General features: G+C 39.2%; 19 protein-coding genes. 12 read left to right on the top strand and 7 right to left on the bottom strand.

Going from position 1 to position 26,961, the window contains the following annotated elements:
• Positions 1–135 precede the first annotated feature (135 nt).
• The 3 genes from ASU31_RS16420 to ASU31_RS16410 are packed head-to-tail and all read left to right on the top strand — an operon-like array spanning position 136 to position 4,565.
• Positions 136–1,872 carry an ABC transporter ATP-binding protein gene (locus ASU31_RS16420; protein WP_057933365.1) on the top strand — a complete coding sequence of 579 codons (1,737 nt, stop codon included), beginning with the start codon at positions 136–138 and terminating at the stop codon, positions 1,870–1,872.
• Positions 1,817–3,616, top strand: a complete 1,800-nt coding sequence (locus ASU31_RS16415) for an ABC transporter ATP-binding protein (protein WP_245224557.1) — start codon at positions 1,817–1,819, stop codon at positions 3,614–3,616. The genes ASU31_RS16420 and ASU31_RS16415 overlap by 56 nt, the downstream gene beginning before the upstream one ends.
• A gap of 58 nt (positions 3,617–3,674) precedes the next feature.
• The gene (locus ASU31_RS16410) at positions 3,675–4,565 is read left to right on the top strand and encodes an SMP-30/gluconolactonase/LRE family protein (protein ID WP_057933363.1); all 891 of its coding nucleotides are present in this window, start codon (positions 3,675–3,677) and stop codon (positions 4,563–4,565) included.
• A 199-nt stretch (positions 4,566–4,764) separates the two neighbouring features.
• Here the strand turns inward: ASU31_RS16410 and ASU31_RS16405 are convergent, their stop codons facing one another.
• Positions 4,765–8,844 (bottom strand): hybrid sensor histidine kinase/response regulator transcription factor, encoded by a 4,080-nt coding sequence (locus ASU31_RS16405; protein ID WP_057933362.1) that lies wholly within the window; start codon positions 8,842–8,844, stop codon positions 4,765–4,767.
• Positions 8,845–9,242: 398 nt separating this feature from the next.
• Here ASU31_RS16405 and ASU31_RS16400 point away from each other — a divergent pair, with 398 nt between their 5' ends.
• The 9 genes from ASU31_RS16400 to ASU31_RS16355 all read left to right on the top strand — a co-directional run bounded on the left by ASU31_RS16400 (position 9,243) and on the right by ASU31_RS16355 (position 22,895).
• On the top strand, positions 9,243–12,182 hold the full coding sequence (locus ASU31_RS16400) for a SusC/RagA family TonB-linked outer membrane protein (protein WP_245224556.1): 2,940 nt from the start codon (positions 9,243–9,245) through the stop codon (positions 12,180–12,182).
• Positions 12,183–12,210: 28 nt separating this feature from the next.
• Positions 12,211–13,818 carry a RagB/SusD family nutrient uptake outer membrane protein gene (locus ASU31_RS16395; protein ID WP_057933522.1) on the top strand — a complete coding sequence of 536 codons (1,608 nt, stop codon included), beginning with the start codon at positions 12,211–12,213 and terminating at the stop codon, positions 13,816–13,818.
• Positions 13,819–13,830: 12 nt separating this feature from the next.
• Positions 13,831–14,946, top strand: coding sequence for a SusE domain-containing protein (locus ASU31_RS16390; RefSeq protein WP_057933360.1), 1,116 nt, complete (start codon positions 13,831–13,833; stop codon positions 14,944–14,946).
• Positions 14,947–14,953: 7 nt separating this feature from the next.
• The gene (locus tag ASU31_RS16385; RefSeq protein WP_245224555.1) at positions 14,954–16,012 is read left to right on the top strand and encodes a glycoside hydrolase family 53 protein; all 1,059 of its coding nucleotides are present in this window, start codon (positions 14,954–14,956) and stop codon (positions 16,010–16,012) included.
• A gap of 64 nt (positions 16,013–16,076) precedes the next feature.
• Positions 16,077–18,635 (top strand): membrane or secreted protein, encoded by a 2,559-nt coding sequence (locus ASU31_RS16380; RefSeq protein WP_157258059.1) that lies wholly within the window; start codon positions 16,077–16,079, stop codon positions 18,633–18,635.
• 20 nt (positions 18,636–18,655) lie between these two features.
• A complete protein-coding gene (locus ASU31_RS16375) occupies positions 18,656–21,079 on the top strand; it encodes a DUF4982 domain-containing protein (RefSeq protein ID WP_245224554.1) in 2,424 nt (807 codons plus the stop codon).
• 256 nt (positions 21,080–21,335) lie between these two features.
• Positions 21,336–21,626, top strand: a complete 291-nt coding sequence (locus ASU31_RS16370; RefSeq protein WP_057933358.1) for a hypothetical protein — start codon at positions 21,336–21,338, stop codon at positions 21,624–21,626.
• A 164-nt stretch (positions 21,627–21,790) separates the two neighbouring features.
• The gene (locus ASU31_RS16365; RefSeq protein ID WP_025142821.1) at positions 21,791–21,979 is read left to right on the top strand and encodes a cold-shock protein; all 189 of its coding nucleotides are present in this window, start codon (positions 21,791–21,793) and stop codon (positions 21,977–21,979) included.
• Between the two features lie 244 nt (positions 21,980–22,223).
• Entirely contained in the window at positions 22,224–22,895 is a 672-nt protein-coding gene (locus ASU31_RS16355; protein WP_157258057.1) for a hypothetical protein, read from the top strand.
• A gap of 1 nt (position 22,896) precedes the next feature.
• Here ASU31_RS16355 and ASU31_RS16350 read toward each other — a convergent pair whose 3' ends face one another.
• From ASU31_RS16350 to ASU31_RS16325, 6 genes are all read right to left on the bottom strand, one after another.
• Positions 22,897–23,238: a hypothetical protein gene (locus tag ASU31_RS16350; protein WP_057933355.1), complete on the bottom strand. Its 342-nt coding sequence runs from the start codon at positions 23,236–23,238 to the stop codon at positions 22,897–22,899.
• Positions 23,239–23,533: 295 nt separating this feature from the next.
• On the bottom strand, positions 23,534–24,442 hold the full coding sequence (gene moaCB, locus ASU31_RS16345; protein WP_057933354.1) for a bifunctional molybdenum cofactor biosynthesis protein MoaC/MoaB: 909 nt from the start codon (positions 24,440–24,442) through the stop codon (positions 23,534–23,536).
• A 1-nt stretch (position 24,443) separates the two neighbouring features.
• A complete protein-coding gene (locus ASU31_RS16340) occupies positions 24,444–24,887 on the bottom strand; it encodes a molybdenum cofactor biosynthesis protein MoaE (protein ID WP_057933353.1) in 444 nt (147 codons plus the stop codon).
• 1 nt (position 24,888) lies between these two features.
• Positions 24,889–25,995: a HesA/MoeB/ThiF family protein gene (locus ASU31_RS16335; protein WP_057933352.1), complete on the bottom strand. Its 1,107-nt coding sequence runs from the start codon at positions 25,993–25,995 to the stop codon at positions 24,889–24,891.
• A gap of 5 nt (positions 25,996–26,000) precedes the next feature.
• Positions 26,001–26,234 carry a MoaD/ThiS family protein gene (locus ASU31_RS16330; protein ID WP_057933351.1) on the bottom strand — a complete coding sequence of 78 codons (234 nt, stop codon included), beginning with the start codon at positions 26,232–26,234 and terminating at the stop codon, positions 26,001–26,003.
• 229 nt (positions 26,235–26,463) lie between these two features.
• Complete coding sequence (locus tag ASU31_RS16325) at positions 26,464–26,961, bottom strand: molybdopterin-binding protein (protein WP_057933350.1); 498 nt, start codon at positions 26,959–26,961, stop codon at positions 26,464–26,466.

Here is a 26,961-nt window from a genome sequence, read left to right as displayed (position 1 = left end):
TGAATGAGAGAATGATTGAATTATTGACTGAGCATATCCCTCTAATAAATTACATTCTCTCATTCAATAATTTAGTCATTTAATCATTTCTTTGGGTTAAATTTGGAGCCTACAATTTAAGGTATCTTCATTGATATGGAAAAAACCAAAGAAGCCAAAAAGCCGAGTATTTTCAGTTTACTTGGAAACTACAGAGGCTTAATTTTTATGCTGATCCTGTTTGCGTTGCTCAGTAACGGTATCAACTTACTCTTACCAAAGATTATTGCAAGCGGTATCGATTCTTATACCAACAAAACTTTCAACCTTCAATCCATTCTGCTTCAGTTTTCACTGGCTATTGTACTGGTTTTTATCTTTACTTATTTGCAGAGTATTGTACAGACCTATGCTTCTGAACGTGTGGCAAGAGATTTAAGAACAAGATTATCTGATCAGATTTCGCGACAAAGCCATGCCTATATTATTCAGGCTAATCCCTCAAAACTGTTAACCAATCTTACGGCCGATGCCGATTCGATTAAAATGTTTGTTTCGCAGGCTATCGTTTCTATCTGCTCGTCTATATTTTTAATTGTTGGGGCAAGTATTCTGCTACTGATGATTAACTGGAAACTGGCACTTTGTGTGATTGCTATTGTGCCGATAATCGGTGGGGCATTTTTCTACGTGTTAAGCAAGGTAAAAGTGCTTTTCAAAAAGAGTAGGGAAGTGATCGATTGGCTGAACAAAGTAATTAGCGAAAGTATTTTAGGCTCGGCTTTAATCCGGGTAATTAATTCACAAGCTTTAGAATACAATAAATTTATAGATGCAAATGCCAAAGCGAGAGATTTAGGAATTTCCATTCTCCGTATGTTTGCGGCACTGATTCCGGTTATTGTTTTTACAGCCAATTTATCTGGTTTGTGCATTCTGGTATTGGGTGGTCACTTTGTCATCACCAATTCGATGACCCTGGGAGAATTTACCGCTTTTAGCAGTTATCTCACACTCATTATATTTCCCATTTTGGTAATCGGTTTTATGAGCAATGTAATTGCGCAGGCTACAGCATCTTACCAAAGAATAGAAAGTGTGCTGAATGCTGCTGAGATCAAGCATCCAGGTACGCTAAGCACACAATTGCGAGGGGATGTAGAAGCGAAAGACCTTAATTTGAGTTTCGGACAAAAACCAGTTCTAAAATCGGTTTCATTTTCTGCCAATGCAGGTTCTAAAACCGCTATTATCGGCCCTACGGCTGCGGGTAAAACACAACTACTTTATATTTTAACAGGTCTTATTGAAGCAGATTCTGGTGCGGTGCTGTTTGATAACGAAGAAATTAAAAAGTACAACCAAGAGAATTTTCACCAACAGGTTGGCTTCGTATTTCAGGACAGTATTATGTTCAACATGAGTATCAGGGAAAATATTGCCTTTAGCGATACCGTTACGGACGAATCGCTGGCGAAAGCCATAGCTACCGCTGAACTGAAAGATTTTGTAGATGCCTTACCTGATCAATTGAATACCATTGTTTCAGAACGTGGAAACAGCCTTTCGGGTGGACAGAAACAACGGATTATGCTGGCCAGGGCTTTAGCGGTGAATCCGAAGATCTTATTGCTTGATGATTTTACAGCCCGTGTTGATACCAATACGGAGAAAAGAATTTTGGAGAACATCCAACAAAATTATCCTGGTTTAACTTTACTTTCCATTACACAAAAAATAGCTTCTGTTGAACATTACGATAAAGTGATCTTGCTGATGCAGGGCGAAATCATTGCAGAAGGAACCCATCAGGAATTGCTGAAAAGCAGTCCCGAATATGTTCAGATTTACAATTCACAACAGAGCACCAGTAATTATGAACTACAATCTTAACCAGCTTAACAGCAAGCAGGAAAAGCAATCTACTTTTAAGGCGCTGAAAAGCCTGCTTAAACTGATCTCGGCTGAACGTAAAAACCTTTGGCTGGCGCTGATTGCCATTTTAGTTAACTCAGGTCTATTGCTTTTGGGTCCATTACTGGTAGGCCATACTGTTGATACCTATATCCGCACCAAACAATTTCATGGTGTGCTTATTTTTGGTGGCATATTGTTAGTGATGTACATGATTGCCATGGTTACCGGCTACACCCAAACCAGGTTGATGGGGGGAGTTGGCCAGCGAATGTTATACACTTTGCGTAATGCCATTTTTAATAAACTACAGGAGTTACCCGTTTCATTTTTTAATCAGAACAAAGCTGGCGATCTGATTTCGAGGGTAAATAATGATACCGATAAGTTGAACCAGTTTTTCTCACAGTCCTTAATGCAGTTTATAGGCAGCATTGTAACCATGATCGGTGCCGGTATTTTCTTGCTTTCGATTAATTTAGAACTAGGTGCCGCAACACTTTCGCCTGCGGTGGTGATCGTTCTTTTTACGATGGCTTTATCACCCTGGGTAAAAGGAAAAAATGCCAAAAACTTAAAAAGCGTTGGCGGAATGAGTGCCGAAATACAGGAAAGCCTGAACAACTTTAAAGTGATTATTGCCTTTAACCGCAGGGATTATTTTAGGAAACGTTTTAATGAAGCCAATACTGAAAACTATAAAACAGCCATAGGTGCAGGTTTGGCCAACAATATTTTTGTGCCCGTTTATGGTTTATTATCAAGCATAGCACAGCTGATTACCTTATTATTTGGTATTTACCTGATTTCTACCGGTAACTTTACATTGGGTTTATTGGTGAGTTATATTGCTTATACTACCAATTTTTATAATCCGTTAAGACAATTGGCTGCTCTTTGGACAAGTTTTCAGGTGGCGATGGCCAGTTGGGACAGGATATCGCAGATCTTATCATTAGAGAGCAACTTAAAACAGATTCAAATTGACGAAAATGTCACTTCTGATGCTTTGCTTGAGTTTAAAAACGTGCATTTCTCTTATGATGACAGTAAAGAAATCCTTCATAACATTAACCTGAGATTCGAAAAAGGAAAAACTTATGCCTTAATTGGTCCAACCGGCGGGGGGAAAACCACTACTGCTTCTTTAATTTCGCGTTTGTACGATGCTACAAAAGGAACAGTTTTATTAAATGGTAAAGATATCCGTTCATTTTCTGCTGAGGAAAGAACACAAAAAATCGGATTCATTTTACAGGAACCATTTTTATTTACCGGAACTGTAAAAGAGAATATCTTGTATGGTAATAGTCAATATAAGGATGTAAGTGACACGCAGCTGGAGAAAATAATTGAAGAAGCCAATCTGAATGCACTTTTAGCCATATTTGATGAAGGGTTAAATACACCGATTACTTCCGGATCGGACAGTATCAGTTTGGGTCAGAAACAGCTGATTGCCTTTATGCGTGCGGTGCTAAGAAATCCTGAACTGTTAATCCTTGATGAGGCTACAGCCAACATCGATACCATAACTGAACAGCTTTTGGGTAGCATTTTAAATAAATTGTCGAAAGAAACCACGCTTGTTATTATTGCGCACCGTTTAAACACCATAGAAAACGCGGATGAAATTTATTTTGTAAATGAAGGCGAAGTGCAAAAAGCCGGAACGCTGAATGATGCACTAAATATGTTATTAAAAGGGAAACGGGTAAGTTAATATCGTTATAAACCTATCAGGTTTTTGAAACCTGATAGGTTTTTTAAAAAAAATACAAATGAAAAAATATTTCTTCTTTTTGGCTTTTTCAGCCTTAAGCACCATCTCTTTTGCGCAAAGCGAAGGGCAAAACCTTTTTGTTCAGGATAGTTTAAAGTTAATTTCTTCACAGTTTAAGTTTACAGAAGGTGCATCAGTTGATAAACAGGGGAATGTGTTTTTTACTGATCAGCCTAATGATAAAATCTGGAAATATGGCATCGATGGCAAACTGAGCCTGTATATGGACAAATCGGGAAGGGCAAACGGTACTTATTTCGATAAAAAAGGCAACCTGATTGTTTGCGCCGACGAGAATAACCAGATCTGGTCTATCGATAAAAACAAAAAGATAAAAGTGCTCTTCAGCGATTATGAAGGCAAAAAGGTAAATGGACCAAACGATATCTGGTTGGATGCTAAAGGAGGCATTTATTTTACTGACCCTTATTATCAGCGCGATTATTGGACCAGAAAATCACCTGAGATTCAAGGTCAAAAGGTATATTATCTTCTGAAAGGAAAAAAAGAAGCGATTGTAGTGACAGATGATATCATCAAGCCTAACGGCATAGTAGGTACTCCTGATGGTAAATTTTTGTATGTGGCCGATATGGGTGCCAATAAAACTTATCGTTATCGTATTGGTACCGATGCGAGATTAACGGATAGGCAACTTTTCCTTAATCAGCATTCTGACGGAATGACTTTAGACAGTAATGGAAATATTTATGTAACCGGGAAAGGGGTGAATATTTACAAAGCTACTGGCGAAAAAATCGGTCATATTGATATACCCGAAGAGTGGTGCGGTAACATTTGTTTTGGTGGAAAAGACAAAAATATGCTTTTTATAACGGCTTCAAAATCGCTGTATGTTATCCCAATGAATGCGAAGGGAGTGGAGTAATAGCTCGTTATAGCCATTTAAGAGTATGTAAAGCCGAAAAAACTAAGAATGAATTAACATGAAAATTTTTTCTGTTCAGTTTATTCAACCCCTAAAAATATTAAAGGCATTAATTAGTTTTGAGCTTCCTACTTATAGGGATAGACGACTATGAAAAAGCCCTCTCAGGATTGAAGGGCTTTTTTACTTTAATCCATCCTTAAGGTTTTAGGTTCTGCATGTAGCCGGTTGGCGTTACGCCGAACTCTTTTTTAAATGCTTTTGTAAAGTATGATTGTGTTTGAATACCGATCCTGTACATAACCTCTGTCATCAAAACATCTTCACTTTTCATGATCTCAATGGCTTTTCTGAGTCTAGCTGATCTTACAAACTCACCAATAGATTGTCCTGTGATTGATTTTATTTTCTGGTAAAGTTTGGTTCTGCTCATTCCAATTTCTTTGCAGAGGTAATCGATATCCATTTCAGGATTGATCATTTCCGCATCAATGATCGATAATAATTTGGTGAGGAAAGCCTTGTCTCTTTCAGAATGGGCAAGCGCTTTGGGCTCTGTATCTTTATTTTTTAAATAGTGGTCTTTCAGTTTTTGCCGTTGCTCAAAAATATTTTTAACGGTAAGCTGTAACAGGTTAATGTTGAGGGGTTTGGTGAAATAAAGATCGGCGCCCGATTCGGCACCTTCAATTTCAGCTTCCACACTGTTTTTAGCGGTAAGCATTAAAAACGGGATATGGCTTGTTTCAATATCTTCTTTAATGCGCTTACAAAATTCTGTTCCGTTCATGCCAGGCATCATCACATCGCTGATAATCAGGTCAGGTAAATTTTTTCGAGCCTGTTCAAGCCCTGAGTGGCCATCTGAAGCTTCAATAATGGCATAAAAAGGACTTAGCGTATCCTTTAAAAAAGTTCTCAGTTCTTCGTTGTCATCTACAATTAGGATACTGGTTTTAGTATTCGCAGGTGTTTGTTCGGTTCCCGGTTGGATTACTTCAGTTTCCGACCGGTAGCTGATACTTTCGAGCCTTGTACCACCAGGCTCGTTATTTTGGCTGAACTGTTCATTTTGCGTATAATCTGCCTTGCTGCTTGGGATGCCGATAATAATTTCTGTTCCTTCATTCCGCTGGCTCGATACCTGAATTAATCCTTTATGCAATAAGGTTAAGCTCTTTACGAAAGCCAATCCCACTCCCGAGCCCAGATGCGTTTCAGTTATCCGGTAGTAGCGCTCAAATAAATGCTGGATAGAATCTTTAGAAATCCCAATTCCACTATCAATCACGCGGAAATAGATGTAAGCTTTGGCCTCATAGTCACTTTTGATCACCAATTGGTTTTCAAATTGTGGTTTATAATCGATCGGTTCGTTGAAAACCTGAAGTTTGAGTATTCCACCAGCTTTAGTATATTTAATGGAGTTATTAATCAGATTGAGGATAATTTTTTCAATTACCTGTCTGTCGAACCAGATATCGGCTGGGAGATTTTCTTTTTCTACGGTAAAGCTGATTCCTTTTTCAGCAGCCATTTCCGAAAATTCTTCGGCAACCTCATCAATAAAAAGGTTCAGGTTACCGTTTATCACATTGAGTTTTAAAGCCCCCGAAGCTGTTTTTCTAAAATCCATCAGTTCATTAATGAGCCTCAATAAACGATTGGCATTGCGGTGAATGGTATGGTAATAACTTTGGAAACTTTCTTGTGTATCTTCCCTCAACAGGCGTTCTATTGGGCCCAATATTAGCGAAAGCGGTGTGCGGAACTCATGCGAAATGTTGGTGAAAAACTGAAGCTGTGTCTGGTGCATTTCTTCTCTTTTTTCTTCCTCTATTTTTCTGATTTCCAATCTACGTTTAAAGCTCAGCGCTAAATAGGTTAAGTAAAGAGCGGTTGCAATAACGATTAACCTAAACCACCAGGTTGCCCAGAAAGGTGGAGAAATGATGATTTTTACAGCAGTCCCGGTGGTATTCCAAACATTATCGTTGTTCGATGCCCTAACCCTAAAAGTATAAGTTCCCGGATCGAGGTTGGTGTAAAAGGCCTGTTTCACATGGCCGGCAAAAACCCAGTCTTTATCTTCACCTTCTAAGCGGTAAGCATAGTTATTATTTTCGTTGGCCACATAATTTAAACTGGCAAAACGGAACGATATTGAAGCCTGATCATAATCCAGCTGAAGTTCTTTGGTGTAACTGATGTCGTTTTCGAGTACAGAACCTGCTGTGTTTGGTAAGATTTTTTGATTGAAGATCTGAAATTCGGTAAGGTAAACAGGTGGGATAAATTTGTTGGTCTGAATATCATCAGGGAAAAACGTGTTGAAACCGTTTATTCCCCCAAAAAACATTTCCCCGTTTCGTGTTTTTAAATAGGCATTGGTTTCAAATTCAAGTCCCTGCAAACCATCAGCTGTATTATATTTTTTAAAAGTCTGGTTTTGTGGATTAAATCTCGTCAGGCCATGGGCAGTTGAGATCCAGAAATTGCCCTGGTCATCTTCCGTAATTCCTTTTATAAATTCAGTTGATAAACCTGCTTTGGTGGTGTAAAGTTCAAATTTGTTCTTTGCACGGTTAAAGCGGTAAAGACCAGCCTGCCCGATCCAAAGGTTTCCATTACTGTCTATAAAAATCACCCTTAAATCCGGTCGTTTTCCACCGCCCAAAAAATAATGGGTAAATACCTGGCTATTGAGGTTGTAACAGTTTAAACCGCCATCATCGGTGCCGATCCAAAGGTTTTTGTATTGATCTTCATTAATGGAAACAATGTTGTTGCCTGTTAACTTACTGCCATTTTTCCCCCCGGTAATGCGTTTAAACTGTTTGCTTTGCGCGTCGAAAAGGTTTAAACCACCATAATAAGTGCCGATCCAGATGTTTCCATTGCTGTCTTCGAACGATTTTTGTACATAATCCGAAGAAATGGAAGTAGGATTGGCATTGTGGTTAAAACGGGTAAATGAGCCATCGTTGTGCATGAGGTTTAAGCCACCCGCCCAGGTACCGACTAATAACAAGCCGCTTTTGGTTGCTGTTATATCTAAAACGGCATCGGCACCAATACTATTTAAGTTGAAGGGATTATAGCGGTGATGGATAAAGGTTTTACTGGTTTTGTTATAAATATCGAGTCCGCCACCATCGGTTCCAATATAAATGTTGCCAGCTTTATCGTCATGGAAAGCCCTCACATCATTGTAGCTTAAACTGTTTTTGTTGGGCTCCTGGCGCACCAATTTAAACTTTTCTGCCTGTGGGCTATAAAGGTTTACGCCCCCGCGGTGGGTACCGATCCACAGGTTATCCTGCTGATCGACAAAAAGGGCCGAAACGGTACGCTGCGATAAACTAAAAGCATTGCCAGGCTCGTTCTGATAATGTGTAAATGTTTCAGTTTTTGGATTAAAAAGGTTTAGGCCACCATTAATACCACCAACCCATAAGTTTTTATGCTTATCGAAAACAATTGCCCTTATCAGGTTGCTGCCTATACTATTGCTGTTTTTTTCCTGGTGTTGGTATGTTTTAATGGTATTCTTGCCAGGATCGTAATGGATGAGGCCATTTTCTTCTGTTCCAAACCAAAAAGAGCCATTTGAATCTTTTTTAATCACTCTAAAGGATTCATTTTCTAATGTCTTAATAATTGCTGCTTTACCTGATTTAAGGTCTAATATATGAATACCAGCATCAGTAGCCATCCAGATATTTCCTGCAGCATCGCAATACAGATCATTGATGTAGTCTTTTCGGTCGATTTTTGCCACATCGGATTGATATTGATATCGGCTAAAGGTATTCGAGGTTTTGTCGAGCAGGTTCAGTCCACCACCATAAGTGCCTACCCAGATTCCTTTGCTGGTTTCTTTAACTGAGGTAACAATGTTGGTCTGGTTCTTTTGGTTTTTGGCCCTGTAGGTAAAGAAATTGTTTTTCTCGGCATTAAACCTGTTCAGTCCATCCGAAGTGCCGATCCAAAGGGTATGGTTTTGATCTTCAAAGATGCACCTGATAAAATTATCACTGATGCTATTTTCGTTTTTGTTGTGCTTAAAAACAGTAATCTGATTGCCATCGTATTTATTCAAACCATCGCGTGTACCAAACCAGATGAAACCCCGATGGTCTTGAAAGATGCATTCAATGGTGCTGTTCGATAGTCCATCCTCTACACTAACGTGCTTAAATTTTAAATTTTGTGCGCTAACATTTCCTATCGAAAAAATAAAGAGGAGCAGGAAAAAAGTTTTCGTTAACGTGTTCATTTGACAGTTTATGCAGACAGTTCTGAGCCGATAAAGATAATTGATTTTTTATCAACCTTATTATAGAGGATGGGTTATCGTCGGAATTATAAACGATGGTTATCCTCGCAACCTCATTCACAACTTGATTGGGAATTTTGAAGCCTTAGCCAGGCTTGCATTATTCATTAATATTAGCTTCGCTGAGCACTTCGTGTTTTCCGCCTGCGGGGGAATGATACATGAGGAATGACGGATTGAAAGCAATTTAAAGCAATAATATGTCGATTAGCACAAAAGAAATGAACAATAGCACAAGGCGGACAATGCGATAAATCCTTCATTTGTATCGTTAATTCTAACCATAATATTCTATGCACATTTTTACATCTTTCTTCAAGGGTAACAAGCGAATGTTAATGCTTTTACTTCTGATTTTTACCCATGGATATCTTTTTGCACAGCAAGCAACCATTACCGGTGTTGTTAAATCAGCGCCCGATAATTTAGGTATGCCGGGTGTAAGTGTTCGCTTAAAAGGAACGGCGATTGCCACCTCTACTGATGCAAATGGAAATTTTAGTATCAAGATTCCTGCTAAGGCTGGTATGCTCGAATTTACTTCGGTAGGTTATAAAGTCCAGGAAGTCCCGGTTTCGAAAACCACAACCTTAAACATAACCTTAGTTGAAGATGCTTCTACCCTAAATGATGTGGTTGTAGTGGGGTATGGAACCACCCGAAAACAAGATCTTACGGGTTCTGTAGCAGTTGTTGGTGTAAAGGATTTCCAAAAGGGAAGTATTAGTACGCCAGAGCAGATGTTATCGGGTAAGGTGTCGGGGGTTTCGATTACTTCGAACAGCGGTCAGCCGGGAAGTGGCAGTACCATCCGTATCCGTGGCGGTTCATCATTAAACGCAAGTAACGATCCGTTGTTTGTGATAGACGGCGTACCTTTAGAAAGCGGTGGCGTTTCAGGCGCATCAAATCCTTTGAGTTTCATCAATCCGAATGATATTGAAACCTTTACGGTTTTAAAAGATGCATCGGCAGCAGCCATTTATGGTGCAAGAGCATCAAATGGTGTAATCATTATCACCACAAAAAAAGGTTTGGGCGATGCCTTAAAAGTAACTTTCAATTCGGTAAATTCTGTTTCTAAATTAAGCAAACCGTTGGATGTTTTAAATGCTGATGAAATCCGTGCGATTGTGAATTCGAAAGGAACGGCAACGCAAAAAGCACAATTGGGCACATTTAATACCAACTGGCAAGATCTGATTTATCAGGATGGTTTTTCTACCGATAACAATATCAGCATTAGTGGCGGAATCAAAAAATTGCCTTACCGTTTGTCAATCGGTTATCAGAATCAAACAGGTGTGTTAAGGACGGATGAATTGCAGAAAACTTCAGCTGCCGTTGTCTTTAATCCAAGGTTTTTTGACAATCACTTAAAACTCGATATCAATCTGAAAGGAAGTATGCAGAAAACACGTTTTGCAAATACATCCGCTATTGGTGGTGCAGTGAGTTTTGATCCAACACAAGCTACTTATACGAACAAGCCAGACTATAATGGTTATTGGGAGTGGTTAGATTCAACTACACCGACCGGTCTGGTTAATTTAGTTGGCCGTAATCCGGTTGGCTTATTGGAACAAAGAGAAGATCGTGCGAAACCAATGCGGAGTATCGGTAACCTGCAACTGGATTATAGTTTTCACTTTTTGCCAGAACTGCACGCTAATTTAAACGCTGCTTATGATGTGGCTTCGGGCAAAGGAACGGTTTATGTAGATCCAAATGCTGCGGAATCGATCTTAAGCAACGGCGTAAACAATCAATACAAACAAAATAGAAGAAATACGGTTCTGGATTTTTACCTGAACTATGTTAAAGAATTTAAATCGATTAAAAGTAGGATTGATGCAACCGCAGGTTATTCTTACAATGATTATTTAACTACACAGTACAACTATCCCAGTTTTGATGCTTATGGAACTAAAGTTGTAAACTCAGATCCTGCTTTTGCTTTTAACAAACCTCAATATCGTTTGATCTCTTATTTTGGAAGATTAAATTACAACTACGATGAGCGTTTTCTATTAACCGCAACGGTACGTCGTGATGGCTCATCCCGTTTCGGGCCTTCTTTTAAATATGGCGTTTTCCCATCTGCGGCCTTAGCGTGGACAATTAAAAATGAGTCTTTTCTGAAGGATAGTAAAATTGTTTCTGCATTAAAACTACGTGTAGGTTATGGTATAACCGGTCAGCAGGATGGGATTGGCAATTACGGATATATGTCTACCTATGGTTTGAGTGCCTTAAATGCCTCTTACCAGTTTGGCAATACCTTTTATCAGATGTACCGTCCAAGCGCTTACATTGCAAACATCAAGTGGGAAGAAACTGCAACAGCCAACATTGGTTTGGATTTCGGATTTTTGGATAACCGCATTACGGGCACACTGGAAGTTTACCGCAAGAAGACCAGCGATTTGTTGAATTTAATTCCTCAGCCTGCCGGAACCAATTTCGCTGCAACAGCAATTGTGAATGTTGGTGATATGGAAAACAAAGGAGCAGAGTTAACCCTGAATTTTAACCCAATAAGAGAGAAAGATTTCAACTGGGATTTTAGCTTTAATGCCACTTATAACAAAAATACCATTACCAATTTAACGGTAGTACCAAATGATCCAAATTATGCGGGCTTTCCGAGTGGAACCATTGCTGGTGGGGTTGGGGGACAAAATGCCTTTATCAACGCGGTTGGCGGACCGAAAAATACCTTCAACCTGTTTGAACAGACTTATGATCAGAACGGAAACCCAATTGAGGGCGTTTATATAGACCAGAATGGTGATGGTGTAATCAATCAGAACGATTTCAAAAAAGGAAAACAAGCAGATCCTAAAGTTTTCCTGGGTTTTAGTAATAACCTGAGTTACAAAAAATGGAACTTATCATTCACCTTGAGGGCAAATTTAGGTAACTACGTTTACAACAATAACTATAGCCAAAGCGGTAATTTAAACCAGATTTTAGGAACCGCAATTATTTTGAATGCTTCACCCAATTATCTGACTACCAATTTTAAAACCCAGCAGTTATTGAGCGATTATTATGTTCAAAATGCTTCTTTTTTAAGAATGGACAACGTTAATCTGGGTTATGCTTTCGGTCAGGTACTTAAAACTAAAGCAAACGTACAGCTAACGGCCAGCGTACAGAACGTATTTGTAATTACCCAATACAAAGGATTGGATCCAGAGGTGGCCTCTGGAGTGGATAACAATATCTATCCACGACCTCGTATTTTCTCTTTAGGCTTAAATGTTAATTTCTAAGATGATGAACTGCTTTAACAAAAAATATATGAAACCACGTGTTTTACCATTATTCACGCTAGTTTGTGCCATCGGGATGCTGATCACATCGTGCAACAAACTGGATTTAGTACCCACAAACGATCTTACGGCCGATAAGGTATATACCACAGCTGCCAGCTATAAACAATCATTAGCCAAGGTGTACGGTGCTTTTGCCCTCACCGGAAATGCATCCGTTGGTCAGCCCGATATTCCGGTAGAGATTATTAAAGACGAAGGTAATTCCGATTTCCTTCGTTTATACTGGAACTTGCAGGAATTAACTACTGATGAGGCTGTTTGGTCATGGCAGAACGATGCGGGTATCCAGGGACTGCACGAAATGACCTGGTCATCAATCAATTCCATCATCAATGGTTTATACTACCGTTCATTTTTTCAGATTACACTTTGCAACGATTTTATCAATCAATCTTCAGATGATAATTTAAGCAAAAGAGGAATTACAGGCGCTGATGCCGATCAGGTACGCAGGTTTAAGGCTGAAGCCCGTTTTATCAGGGCGTATCAATATGCGGTATTAATGGATATTTATGGAAATCCGCCACTGGTTACCGAAACTACCGAAATTGGGGGTAAAGATTTGCCGAAACAGATTGCCCGTAAAGATTTATTCGCCTATGTAGAATCAGAACTTAAGGCCATTGAAAATGATCTTGCTGCGCCAAAAGCAAACGAATATGGCCGTGCTGATAGAGCTGCATCATGGGCTTTGTTATCGAGGATTTATCTAAATGCAGAAGTATATACCGGTACCGCCAGATATACCGACGCGATTACCTATTGCAACAAAATTACGGCCGCAGGTTATACGCTTCATGGCAATTACCGCGAGTTAACTATTGCCGATAATCACTTAAATACCGACGAGAACATCTTTACCATTAATTACGACGGCACAAATACCCAGAATTTTGGGGGTACTACTTACCTGATGCATGGTCCTGCACACGTACCGGCAGAAGTTTCAGGATCCAACGGCGATTGGGGTGGATTAAGGATTACCCAACAATTTGTTAATCTTTTTGCCGATAAAACAGGTGCAACGGATACAAGGGCTCAGTTTTATATGTCGGGACAAAATTTGGAGGTGAACGATTTGTATACTTCTAATGATGGTTACTCCAGCACTAAATTCCGCAATAAAACCCGCTCAGGTGGGCCTGCTCCGCACCAGGATGTAGCCAAAGACTTTTCGGATATCGATTTTCCACTTTTCCGCTTAGGTGAAACCTATTTAACTTATGCCGAAGCTGTTTTACGGGGTGGCTCAGGCGGTAGTTTAACACAGGCATTAACGTACATTAACCAGTTGCGTACCCGTGCATATAACGGAAGCGTAGCCGGAAACATCACCTCAAGCGCTTTAACTACCGATTTTATTTTAGATGAACGCGGGCGTGAACTTTGGTACGAGGCAATCCGCAGAACGGATTTGATCCGTTTTGGAAAGTTTACCACCGCTGCTTATTTATGGGCATGGAAAGGTGGCGTTAAAAACGGTGCAGCCGTAAACAGCAAATACAACCTTTATCCATTGCCGCCAACGGATCTTTCGGCTAATCCAAATCTTCGTCAGAATACAGGTTATTAATCCAAAACAATTATGAAACAGTTATCAATTCAGATCATATATACTTTGCTTTTAATCAGTCTGTTCTTTGGCTGCAAAAAAGAAGAAAGTACAAACATCGTTATGCCACCAAATGCAGGTAGCCTTGCTTTTAAAAGTTCGGTAGCCAGTGTAGTATTAACCTCAGCGAATGATGCTGTTCAGGTGGCGACATTTAGTTTTAAAGCCGCAAACTTTGGTGCAAGTGTTATTCCAACCTATTCACTGGAATTTGATGTGCCTGCAGATACTGTAGGTGCAAACGCCTGGGCCAATGCGGTAATCGTTAAACTTACTGCCGGTACTTTTGAAAAAGCTTATCTGGGTGCCGATTTTAATTCACTTTTAGCCAATCAGCTGTTATTGCCAACAGGTGTAATAAGTACCGTAGTGGTGAGATTGAAAGCAGAAGTGACCCAAAATACCGGGACAGCCTCAACCATTAAACCAATTTATTCGAGTTTAACCATGACGGTTAACCCATACAAAGCCACCATAGAATATCCTGCTTTGATGGTAAAAGGAGGTAATTCCTGGAAAACACCAACCGCAAGAACCAATGGTTTTGTACTAACCTCTGCTAAATTCAATTCGAAATACGAAGGTTATCTTAATCTGCCAAATGCCGATGGTTATGGTGGCGATGCTTTTCAATTGGTATCTACAAAAGATGCGAGCAAGGTTTACGGCTGGGGAGGCACTTCAACTACGATGAGCTTAACAGGAGGTAATTTGTACCTTACACCAGCTCCGGCTTATATGAAAGTAAATGCCGATGTAGATGCATTGACGATCACCTATACACCTGTTAAATTTTTTATCTCTGGCGATGATAACGCCTGGAGTACTTCATCCACACCATTGATTTACAATGCAGCAACAGGCAAGTGGGTTGCGGCAAATGTTTCATTAACTGCAGGCAAAACTTTTGTGTTTACCTGTAATGGTGGTTACGATATCAGTTACAAAGTAGATGCCAATGGGGCCTTAGTTTACGCTGGTGCACCAACCTGGGGCGGTATCAATATCCCGGTTACCAAAACAGGGATTTTCACCGTTACTTTAGATTTAAGCGCTGGTGATGGAAATTATACGTATTCAATTAAATAGGCTAGAGATGTTAAAAAATATAAGCATAAACAGCATGAAATGGCTGGGATTTATTTTATTGCTGGCAATGATAGGTGCCGGATGTAAAAAATCAGTTAAAGGCGAAACACAAATTTATCCTGAGCCAGATCCTGTGGGCACTTATGCCTTGGGAGCCGATGTAAGCTGGCTGACCGAAATGGAAGCTGCAGGTAAAAAGTTTTACAATGCTGCAGGAGAACAGCAAGATCTGCTTAAAATTTTAAAAGATAAAGGTGTCAATACCATTCGTCTTAGGGTTTGGGTAAATCCAGCTGCAGGTTATTGCAATACAGCCGACGTTTTAGCCAAGGCAAAAAGGGCAAAAGCCATGAACATGCGTTTGTTGATCGATTTTCATTACAGCGATTCTTGGGCAGATCCAGGGCAGCAAAACAAACCTGCCGCATGGGCAACACAGGATTTTGCCGGCTTAAAAACTTCGGTTTACAACCATACCGTTGAGGTTTTAACCGTTTTAAAAACCAATAAAATTATACCTGAATGGGTGCAAGTGGGTAACGAAACCAATAATGGCATGTTATGGAATGATGGAAAAGCATCTACAAACATGAAAAACTTTGCAGATCTGGTGCTTTCTGGCTATAATGGTGTGAAAGCAGTAAATCCAACTTCGAAAGTGGTGGTGCATATTTCTAATGGTTATGATAACAGTCTATTCAGGTGGATGTTCGATGGACTAAAAAATTATGGTGCCAAATGGGATGTAATCGGGATGTCAATGTATCCTACAGCTACAGATTGGTCGGCAAAAAATACCCAGTGTTTAGCCAACATGACGGATATGGTTTCCCGTTACGGATCGGAAGTAATGATCTGTGAATTGGGAATGCCAGTTTCAGAAGCGGTAGCCTGCAAAGCTTTTATTAAAGATTTAATCGCGAAGAATAAATCGTTGCCAAATAACAAAGGATTAGGGGTTTTCTATTGGGAACCGCAATCTTACAATAGCTGGAGTGGTTATAAATTAGGTGCTTTTGATGATACGGGCAAACCAACGGTTGCAATGGATGCATTTCTGCCTTAACTTGGCAGTTGGTCAGGATTTGTAATCCGGACCTGGCGGGAAGCGGATTTTAAATCCGCAGTTAATGAACAATTTTTTATTTATGATTTTACTCAAAAAACTGTCTCTTTCTGTTGCTTTTGCCCTTATGGCAATCGTTACCCATGCGCAAAATAAACAAGGTATTGATATAGATGCATCGGGTGTAATCCGCTGGGAGAAAGATAATAAGGAAGCTGCTTTTTTCGGTACCAATTATACCGCACCTTTTGCCTATGGTAATCGGGCCATTTTAAGAAGGGGCGTAACTGCCGAACAAGCCATAAAAGACGATGTTTATCATTTCTCGCGATTGGGTTTAGATGCTTTTCGTGTACATGTCTGGGATCAGGAAATATCAGATGCTGAAGGAAACCTGATCAATAACGAACATTTACGTCTTTTTGATTTTCTGCTTGCAGAGCTTAAGAAACGTAAAATCAAAACCCTGGTTACGCCAATTGCCTTTTGGGGAAACGGTTATCCGGAGAAAGATGAAAATACAGGAAGCTTTGCCAATAAGTATGGTAAAGATAAATCTGTAGTAAATGAAGAAGCTTTTAAAGCACAGGAAAATTACCTGAAACAGTTTTTTAAGCATAAAAACCCTTACACTGGTTTAACCTACCAACAGGATGTAGATATTTTAGCCACCGAGATCAATAACGAACCGCATCACAGCGGGCCAAAGGAAAGGGCAACCGAATACGTTAACCGCATGACTGCCGCCATAAAAAGTACGGGTTGGACAAAACCTGTTTTCTATAACATTAGCGAATCGCCCTGGTATGCTGATGCCATTGTAAAAGCAGCTGTTCAGGGGCATAGCTTTCAATGGTATCCAACAGGTTTGGTTGCCGGGCATACTTTACAAGGAAATTACCTTCCAAATGTAGCCCGGTATAAAATCCCTTTCGATAGCATTCCCGCATTTAAAAACCGGGCTAAAGTAGTTTACGAATTTGATGCCGGTGACGTAATGGCGCCGATTATGTACCCTGCAATGGCCAGGAGTTTTAGGGCTGCAGGTTTTCAATGGGCAACCCAGTTTGCCTATGATCCGATGGCAACTTCTTATGCCAATACCGAGTATCAAACTCATTATTTAAACCTCGCTTATACGCCATCAAAAGCAATCAGTATGTTAATTGCTTCGAAGGTTTTCCATCAATTTGGTCGTTTAGATACTTTAAACAACGGCAATACTTTTGGCCCGTTTAAAATTGATTATAAAAATTCGTTGAGCGAAATGAATACCGCTGAAGAATTTTATTATACCAATAACACCACCTCAAAACTAATCAATGCAAAAAAACTAAAGCATATTGCAGGTGTGGGCAGGTCTAAAATTGTTCAATATCAGGGCAGGGGAGCCTACTTTATCGATCAGGTGGCTAGCGGGGTGTGGCGTTTGGAAGTAATGCCAGATGCAATCCCCATCAGAGATCCTTTTGAAAAAGCTTCACCACAAAAAGAGGTCACAAAGATTATCTGGTCTACTTTACCAATCGATATTGATCTTCCCGATCTGGGCGCTGGCTTTACAGTCAAAGGATTAAATCAAGGCAATACCTTTAATTCAGCTGCTGTTGAACATCGTTTTAGTGTTTCTCCTGGGGCTTATCTGTTGATTAAGAAAAACTTAAAAACCAATCTGAACGCTCAAAGCATTAGTCAGCATATAGCCTTAGGTGAATTTGTTGCACCAAAAGCTTCCAATGAGGCTATTTTTGTTAAACATGAGGCTTTAACAACGGTTTCAGAAGATATAGCCTTACCAATCAATGCACAAATTACAGGCTTAGGTGCAAAAGATTCAGCATTTGTTCAATTGAATGCTGCCAACCGCTGGAAAAATATTCCGCTAGAAAAAAATCAGGAATACCAATATCATGCAACAATTCCGGCCGAACTAGTGAAAAATGGTGTGCTGAAATATCAGATCATCGTTCATAAAGCTAATGGCGATTACATCACTTTTCCGGCAAATGTAAAAGGAAATCCCAATGCCTGGGATAAGCTTGAAACGGAAAGTTACCAGACCTATGTGGCCGTTAAAGATGCCATTGTAGAAATTTTCAATGCAGGCAAAGACAGCAAAAATATCAATATCTATAATCCTGATTGGGGAAACAATAAAATTGAATATGTTTCAGAAGAAAATCCATCGGTACTGAACCTGAAACTCTCCATGGGTAAGCCAAAAACTAATCAATTGATGGGTTTTCAAAGCTTCTTTGCTGATAAAATGACTGGGAGAACTGCCGAGCTGAACAATTTAAAAACATTGGTGATCAAGATTAAAGCAAATACCGAAAACACAAAGATTAAAATCGGTTTAACTGATACTGATGCACATTTCTTCGCGACAGAAATTCTCGTCGGAAAAGATTTTAAACTGATCGAAATTCCATTAAATCAGCTTAAAAACGATGCGCAATTGTTGCTTCCACGTCCTTATCCGGGTTTTTTACCACTTTACTATCAATCACCAAGTCAAGCTGCCTTTAATTTGAAGCATGCTGAAAAACTTGAAGTTACATTTGGTTATGGAAACCCCACTAAACCAACTCATATTACTATCGAATCTATCTATTTAAAATAACCATCAATTATATGTTCCGATTGAAGAAAATACTTTTTACCATTTTTATGGTTAGCCTGGCTTATTTAAATGCCTTTGCACAACGAACCGAAATTTTACTTGATGAAGGCTGGAAATTCTCAAAAGGAAATTTCCAGAATGCTGCCGAAGCTACTTTTAATGACACTGGCTGGGAAACTGTTTCTGTTCCGCACGATTGGGCAATTAGTGGACCTTTTGATAAGGAAATAGACAAACAGGTAACCGCTATCACTCAGAACGGCGAGAGTAAGGCCACTGAAAAAACGGGCAGAACAGGAGCCTTACCTTATATTGGCGAAGGCTGGTACCGAAAAAAACTGAATCTCCCAGTGCTTAAACCAAACCAGAAAGTGCTGCTTCAGATAGATGGCGCCATGAGCGAACCTCGTGTGTACCTGAACGGGAAACAGGTTGGACAATGGAATTATGGTTACAATTACTTTTATATAGACATCACTAACGACCTAAAAACAACCGGTAATTTATTGGCTATCCATCTTAAAAATATGCCAAAATCGTCTCGTTGGTACCCTGGGGCAGGTTTATACCGCAACGTGCATTTAATCATCAAAGACGAAAAAAGCATCGAACAATGGGGAATTACAGTAACTACCCCAATAGTTAAGAAAGAATTTGCCAAAGTGAATATCAAAACGAAATTAACAGGTAAAGGTGTTCGTTTGGTTACGCAGATTTTAGATAGCTTAGGTAAGCAGGTGGCAATTGATACAGCGAAATCAATCTTTGGAAATGAAACCGATCAAAATATAGAAATTAGCAATCCCAAACTTTGGAGCCCCGAAAGACCTTATTTGTACACTTCGGTATCGAGCGTTTATGAAGGTGGGATATTGAAGGATGTAGTAAAAACAAGATTTGGGATAAGAACGATCAATTTTAGTGCAGGAATAGGATTTAGCCTGAACGGCCAGGTAAGAAAGTTTAAAGGCGTGTGCCTGCACCACGATCTTGGTCCGCTCGGCGCTGCGATTAATACCGCTGCATTAAGAAGACAATTAACGATTTTGAAAGAAATGGGCTGCGATGCCATCAGAAGTTCGCACAACATGCCATCACCCGAGCAATTGGAGTTATGCGATGAAATGGGATTCATGTTTCTTGCCGAAAGTTTCGATGAATGGGCAAAGGCCAAAGTAGAAAACGGTTACCACCTTTATTTTAATACCGATGCTGAAAAAGATATTGTAAATCTGGTACAGGCCAATAAAAATCACCCTTGTATTGTGATGTGGAGCTCAGGAAACGAAGTGCCGGATCAGTTTGGTTCAGAAGGTGTTAAAAGGGCTAAATGGCTTCAGGAAATTTTCCACCGAGAAGATCCTACACGTCCTGTTACCGTAGGAATGGACCAGGTGAAGGCAACCATGCAATCGGGTTTTGGTGCACTAATGGATATTCCTGGCTTAAATTATCGGGTACATCTTTACGAAGAAGCCAATAAGGTTTTTCCACAGGGCTTTATTTTGGGATCTGAAACAGCCTCAACGGTAAGCTCCCGCGGGATATATAAATTTCCGGTTGTAAAAGGATTTGATAAACAATATCCTGATTTTCAGTCTTCTTCTTATGATCTTGAATATTGTAGCTGGTCTAATGTACCTGACGATGATTTTGTGATGCAGGACGATAAACCATGGGTAATAGGAGAATTTGTTTGGACAGGTTTCGATTACCTTGGCGAACCAACTCCTTATGATAGCAGCTGGCCATCAAGAAGCTCGTATTTTGGGATTTCTGATCTTGCAGGTTTACCCAAAGACCGTTATTACCTGTACAGAAGCCGTTGGAATAAAGCTGCGCCAACATTACATTTACTGCCGCATTGGAACTGGGAGGGAAGAGAAGAGCAAACTACGCCAGTTTTTGTATACACCAGTTATGATAGTGCCGAACTTTTCTTGAATGGTAAAAGTTTGGGTGTACGAAAAAAAGATAAATCAACACCACAGAACCGCTATAGGTTGATGTGGATGGATGTAAAATACGAACCAGGAACCTTGAAGGTTGTAGCTTTTGACAGCAATGGAAAACCCGTAGCCGAAGAAAAGGTAACTACGGCAGGGAAACCTTATAAAATTGTATTAACACCGGATAGAAAAGAGATTACGGCCGACGGAAAAGATTTGTCTTTTGTAACCGTATCGGTAGTTGATCAAAACGGTATACCTTGTCCAACAGCCACCAATGCTTTAAACTTTGAAGTTAAAGGAGCGGGGACATTCAAAGCGGTTTGTAATGGGGATGCTACTTCTTTGGAATCGTTTGTAAAACCAACCATGAAATTATTCAGTGGAAAACTGGTGGTGGTGGTACAATCAAATAAGAAAGCCGGAACTATACAATTAAATGTTAAAGGAAAAGAATTAAAGAGTGAAGGTTTGGAAATTGTTTCCCTAAAGTAATCTTTCATATCAAATATATCTTTATTTAGTGCATAAAGTTATAATCCAACAGATTTTTATTTAAATAATTGATTTTAAATGTGTTAATAATAAATAATTATCGTTTTAGTTGAAAAATTATCATTAAAAGAGCTGCATTATGCGGCTCTTTTGTTTTTTATTGGTTTTTAACGCGAATTGTATAGGTCCTGTTACAATTAATCTTATTTGGAATATTTTTTTAAATTAGCATATATTAAAAAAACCTGATAAGCTTATGGAAAATCTAAAAGAAGAAACCAAAATCAAAGCTTTCCTCACCAGGATAAAAGCAGAGTGGCCAGGAGTGGTAGAACGCTTTGAGTTTAAAACAGGCAGTGTAATTTACGTTCATTTAAAAGAAGGCATATCGAGTATGGATTTTCTCGGTAAACTTTCCAGACAGGTAGAACGTTTTGTTGATTTCAGTATGCCTATTATCTTGTATCATATTGAGAGTGATGGTATGAACTTAAGGTCGCACCCGATTAATTGGTATTCTTCCATCACGCAAGGAAAATCTTTTTAATGCTCATAAACATTCGTGGTTAATACCTTAGACTGTAAAATGGCAATCATAATCTTTACAGTTGTAAATCTTTTTGTGCATAATTAGCAATTTTGTTTGCCAGTAATTTTGGTTTTTGGGTTTTAATCCTATTTTTGGTTTTTAATTTAAAAACATCCAGTATAATGAAAAACGGAACAGTAAAATTTTTTAACTCAGAAAAAGGCTTTGGCTTTATTAAAGAAGAAAGCGGATCTGAGATTTTTGTGCATGCATCAGGCCTGATTGACGAAATCAGAGAGAATGATACAGTTGAATACGAAGTTCAAGAAGGCAAAAAAGGCCTTAATGCAGTGAAAGTAAGAGTTGTTTAATTCTTCCCCAAAAGATTTTGAGCAGGATTTAGTCCTGCTTTTTTTTGCCCTTATATTTTTATTTCGCCATCGAAACCGGGTACATCATTAACTGAACAAAAAGGTTGAAAAAATTTCGTTCTCATTTCTAGTTGATTACCAATCTGACCCGCTTTACAAGCTATCTCTATAGTTGTTTTCTGAATTGGATTTTTATTTTTGCTAATGTCGTCAAGTCGGCCGGAACCAAACAAATTAAATATTTTTGCAACTTTCTATTTTTTCAATTCAGGAACCTGTTATAAACAACAAACCTCTTGATCGGGGTACTTTTATGGCTGCGGCACAGTTTGTAACGGCACTTAATTTTGCTGGCGAATTTGAGCTCTTAAGTTTATCGGCCATGAATACACAGGTTGGAGCAGCTAAAAAAGGTGGGCTGGTGTTTGTGCGCAATGGGAAGTTGAAAATGCATCCCGAAATCTACGATCATTTATCCCTGATATCGATATCTTCCATCTGTGCAGGAAGTGTGTATTTCTATGGCCGTGATAAAATTGCTGCAGAAATTGTAAATCTTCCTTACAGGGATGGCCTTTTAAACTTAGAAGGTGCTGAAGAAGATTATATGGCCTTTAAGCGTTTATGTAGTCCTGTTTCACGGTTCTTTTTGCTACAGGCCAAAAAAGTACAGTGGTCTGCAATCCTATCTACCTTTAGGTTTTTTATGATGGAAGGCATTTGGGATGTGGTTAATTTTGTTGCTCATGCACTGCATCAGGCCGATGCCGATGTGCTCGCCTGTGCACAACTTTTAGAAAGTATGCAAAAACAAGAATGGTATCCTGGTTTTTGTCAGTCATTACAAGATTTCCACGGCTCTCGTTATCCTTTAAGTAAAGTTGGCTTAGAATCAGAACTGCCAGAAATGGCCTAAATTATTTCAGGTAATTTTCTAATAAAACACTTATTTCATCTCCAATAGCTCTATTACCCATGTTATTGAGTTTTTGTTGTGAAGAATTGTGCTTTTCGATATATGTAGCCTCTGTTTTATTGAATTTAAGATAACCCTGCTCAAAATAACGTTCTTCAATTTCTGTAGAAGAATCCATCGATCTGAACCATAGTTTAATCAATGAGCCTGTAATTTTATCGAAGTAAAGCCAGTGGTAGGTTGCTTCAGCATCTGCATTATCGGGCAGACCAAGACGTTGAATTTCTAGAATAGCAGTATCAGAATTTTGGAAAAAGTATAAAATCTTATATTTAGACGACATGCCGCAAAAATAGGACTTAATTTTTTATCACAAAAAACATTTTTGCTGTTTAGATTTAATATTGTTGATATAGGTAAACTTTTTTGTTTTGAAAGTCGAACAAAGTGTATGCATTAAAAAAGAGATGTCATCCTGAGCTTGTCGAAGGATAATCGTTTTTTGATTTGACAAAAATTGAAGGTCTTCGACAGGCTCAGACTGACACCGTGAAAGGTTTGACTAAACCCAAGGTTGGTGGCGCACCGATCTACTTCAAGTGAGATTCGCTTGTGAGGCCACCAGACAATATATACTCTTAATGTTTCTCGCCCTTAATCACCTTAAACAAATGCAAAACCTGTGGAAACAAGGCATCCATGCTTTCTTCTACACCACTTTTTGAACCGGGAAAGGTAAGCACCAATGTTTCTCCTATAAAACCTGCTACACCGCGCGAAAGCATGGCATAAGGCATGCGCTCTTGTCCGTAACGTCGGGCTGTTTCCATAATACCATCGATATTGCGGTCAATTAAAGGAGCAATGGCTTCTGGAGTTACATCGCGGGGTGAAAGGCCAGTTCCTCCGGTAAAAATGATCAAATGGTAACCACTTGCACTTAATTCGTTGGCTTTATCACGGATGATATTGATTTCGTCGGGTACGATTTCATACTTCTCGGCATTGATGTCCCATTGTGCTAATCTCGAAATAATCGCTTTGCCAGAGCTATCCTGTGCTTTGTTTTCGAAAACAGAATCTGAGCAAACTACAACAGCAGCTTTTAGTTCAGGGAATTTGGCATTTTTAAGATCAGATTTTCCTCCTGATTTTTTTAAAAGTCTAATATTTTCTATTTCAACACCTTTATCAATCGGTTTTAACATATCGTACATGGTTAAAGCTGTAACTGAGGCACCATGCATGGCTTCAACTTCTACACCTGTTTTGTATATAGTATGTACTTCAACCGTAATAATGATGGTTAAACCCACAATTTCGTAGGTAATAGCGGTATACTCAATTGGAAGCGGATGACAGTCCGGAATTACATCACTGGTTTTTTTTACGCCGAATAAGCCCGCTGCACGGGCAAATTCAAATACATCACCTTTGGGGATTTTGCGTTGCTCAACGGCATCAATGGTTTCTTGCTTCGATACCTTTACAGTAGCGGTTGCAATAGCAATCCTTAAGGTGTTGGATTTTCTTGTGATGTTTACCATATTAAATATTTTCTTTCCACTGATGGGTTTCGTCTTCGAATATTTCTTTTCCCCAGATCGGTAACTCTGCTTTTAACCGGTCTACCACCTCACTACAAGCTGCCATTGCCGGTTTACGGTGTGCCGACGAGGTGAAAACAAAAAGGCAGATTTCGCCTGTTTTAACTGTGCCCAAGCTATGATAAATATGCATGCAATTGAGTGGATATTTATCAAAGATTTCTTCCCTGATCTGATGCATTTTTTCGAGCGCAAGGTCTTCGTAGGCGGTATATGCTATTGCTGCAACAAATTTGCCTTCAATTTCATCTTTTCTTACCTGACCCATAAAAATACTATGGCCACCAATAGCTGTTTTGCTGTTGTGTTTGGCAATACTGTCGGCTATAAAATCAGGTTCGATTGGGCCATTTACAAATATGTTCTTTATCTTTTTTTCGCTCATGTTAGGGTTTGAGAAAATGATCTCTCCATTTTACAATACCACCTTTTAAACTGTATATTTTTTTTGCATCGCCATATTTTTCCTGCATAGCTTCTGCTGCGGCTACACTTCTGATGCCGTGCTGGCAAATCAGAACCACATGTTTTTGATAAAATTCTTTACTCATAAAAGCGCCAAACTCCGACATTGGTACCTGCGTAAAGATTTGTTTATCCAATATCGGCACTTCGTGTCTTTCGCGTACATCGATTAAAATTGTCGATTCTAACTGCTGAAGTTTAACCAGTTCGCTGGCATCAATTTCTTTATATCCCTGTGGTCCTTCGCTCGTATCCTGATAATCCATATTTAAAAATTCATCAACAGTTTTGGGTAGGGTATAACTGCCTCCATGACTGATGTTGATGGTATATTGTTCTTGTGTAAGTAAGTTGTAACTTAAAATTTTATTGGTGAGTGGTTGCCCGATTTTGGCAATCAATTTAATGGTTTCTGCGGCTGCCATGGTACCCAATATGCCTGGCAATACACCTAAAACGCCATTTTCGGCACAATTGGCTACTTCTCCTTTATCGGGTGGAATGGGAAAGATATCGCGGTAATTGGTGCTGGGGGTTAAATGATCAGGAGTGTTAAATATGGCCAACTGACCCTCAAAACCTGAAACTGCAGCAAATATAAGCGGTTTGTTCAATAGTGCACAGGCATCGTTAATCAAGTACCTGGATTCGAAATTGTCTGTACCATCCAATATGTAATCGTATCTGGATAGAATATCGAGAATATTATTTTTCTGCAAGCGGATGGGGTGGCGGATAATCCCGATCTGGGTATTCATATCCTGCAGGCGCTTTGCTGCAACCTCTACCTTCAGCTTTCCGATATCAGCTGTAGTAAAAAGAATCTGCCTATGTAAATTGGACAATGAAATGGTATCGTCATCAACAATACCAATATGGCCAATGCCGGCAGCGGCAAGATATTGCAATGCAGGACAGCCTAAGCCACCGGCACCAATTACCAATACTTTTGCCCTTAAAAGCTGCTGTTGTGCTTCCTCTCCAAATCCCTTAAGGATAATCTGCCTGTTGTATCTCTCTGCACTCATATCGTTTATCCCCCAGAAAAAGGCGGCATTATTGCTATTGTAGCACTGTTGGTAATTTCGGTATTTTCCTGAACGATATTTTTGTTCAAGGCAAGTTTATATTTCATGCTTTTTAAAGCAGGAAACTGGTTTTCGAGGTACTGTTTAAAAGCATCGGTATCAGCAATGCCATCAAGCTCAATATTTTGATTGTTGATAAACTCGGCAATCTTACCAAAACTGATCAATTCGATTTCCATCTGTATATTTTTGTTTTTATCGGTGATGAAGCTATCATGAGCATATTTTTCATCAGTATATGTTTGTTTTTTAATTGTTATGAAGCTATCATGAGTTTATATGCATTTCTGTTGGTGACTTGTAAACTCATGATGGTTTCACAAGTTTCTATTTGATTTTTATGTTCAAGCACTCGCAGGCTCGGTTTATTACCGTTTGTGAGTGTTTGCTCATGATGGTTTCATGCTGCTAATTTACCTGTAAGATGCTGATTTTACTCAATCCTTTTACAAATCTTCTTCCTGTAGCGAAATCGCTGGGCGTAATAATGGCGATATTTCCCTTTTCAGCCTTTGCAGGATCGGTATCATAACCTGTTAAAACCAATATTTGATTTCCCGTAGGCGAATTGAAAATTTCGTTCCACGAGTACAGCACTTTATAATTATCAGTTGCGGTAAAAACCAGAAAATATTCACTTAATGTTTTTGGTGAGGCAGCATCTATTTCTACTTTGGCCAAAATATCTTTCAAAAGCACACCTTTAATGTTTTTGATGCTGCTTTTACGCTGCATCAAGTGGTTAAAAATCGTCATACTATCCAAATTAACGGATTTATAGGTGCTTAAATTGTCTAAAGTGATTGTTAATGGCTTTTTAACCTTTCCTTCGATTATAAATTGCTTGCTTTCTTGAGCATTCACAGTAAAACTTAAAAATAATAAGGCGATGATCAGGTATTTCAT

This window comes from Pedobacter ginsenosidimutans, from assembly GCF_001442625.1.
Lineage (GTDB): Bacteria > Bacteroidota > Bacteroidia > Sphingobacteriales > Sphingobacteriaceae > Pedobacter > Pedobacter ginsenosidimutans.
Note: the sequence above shows the minus strand (reverse complement) of the source record. Positions and strands in the feature narration are given on the sequence as shown.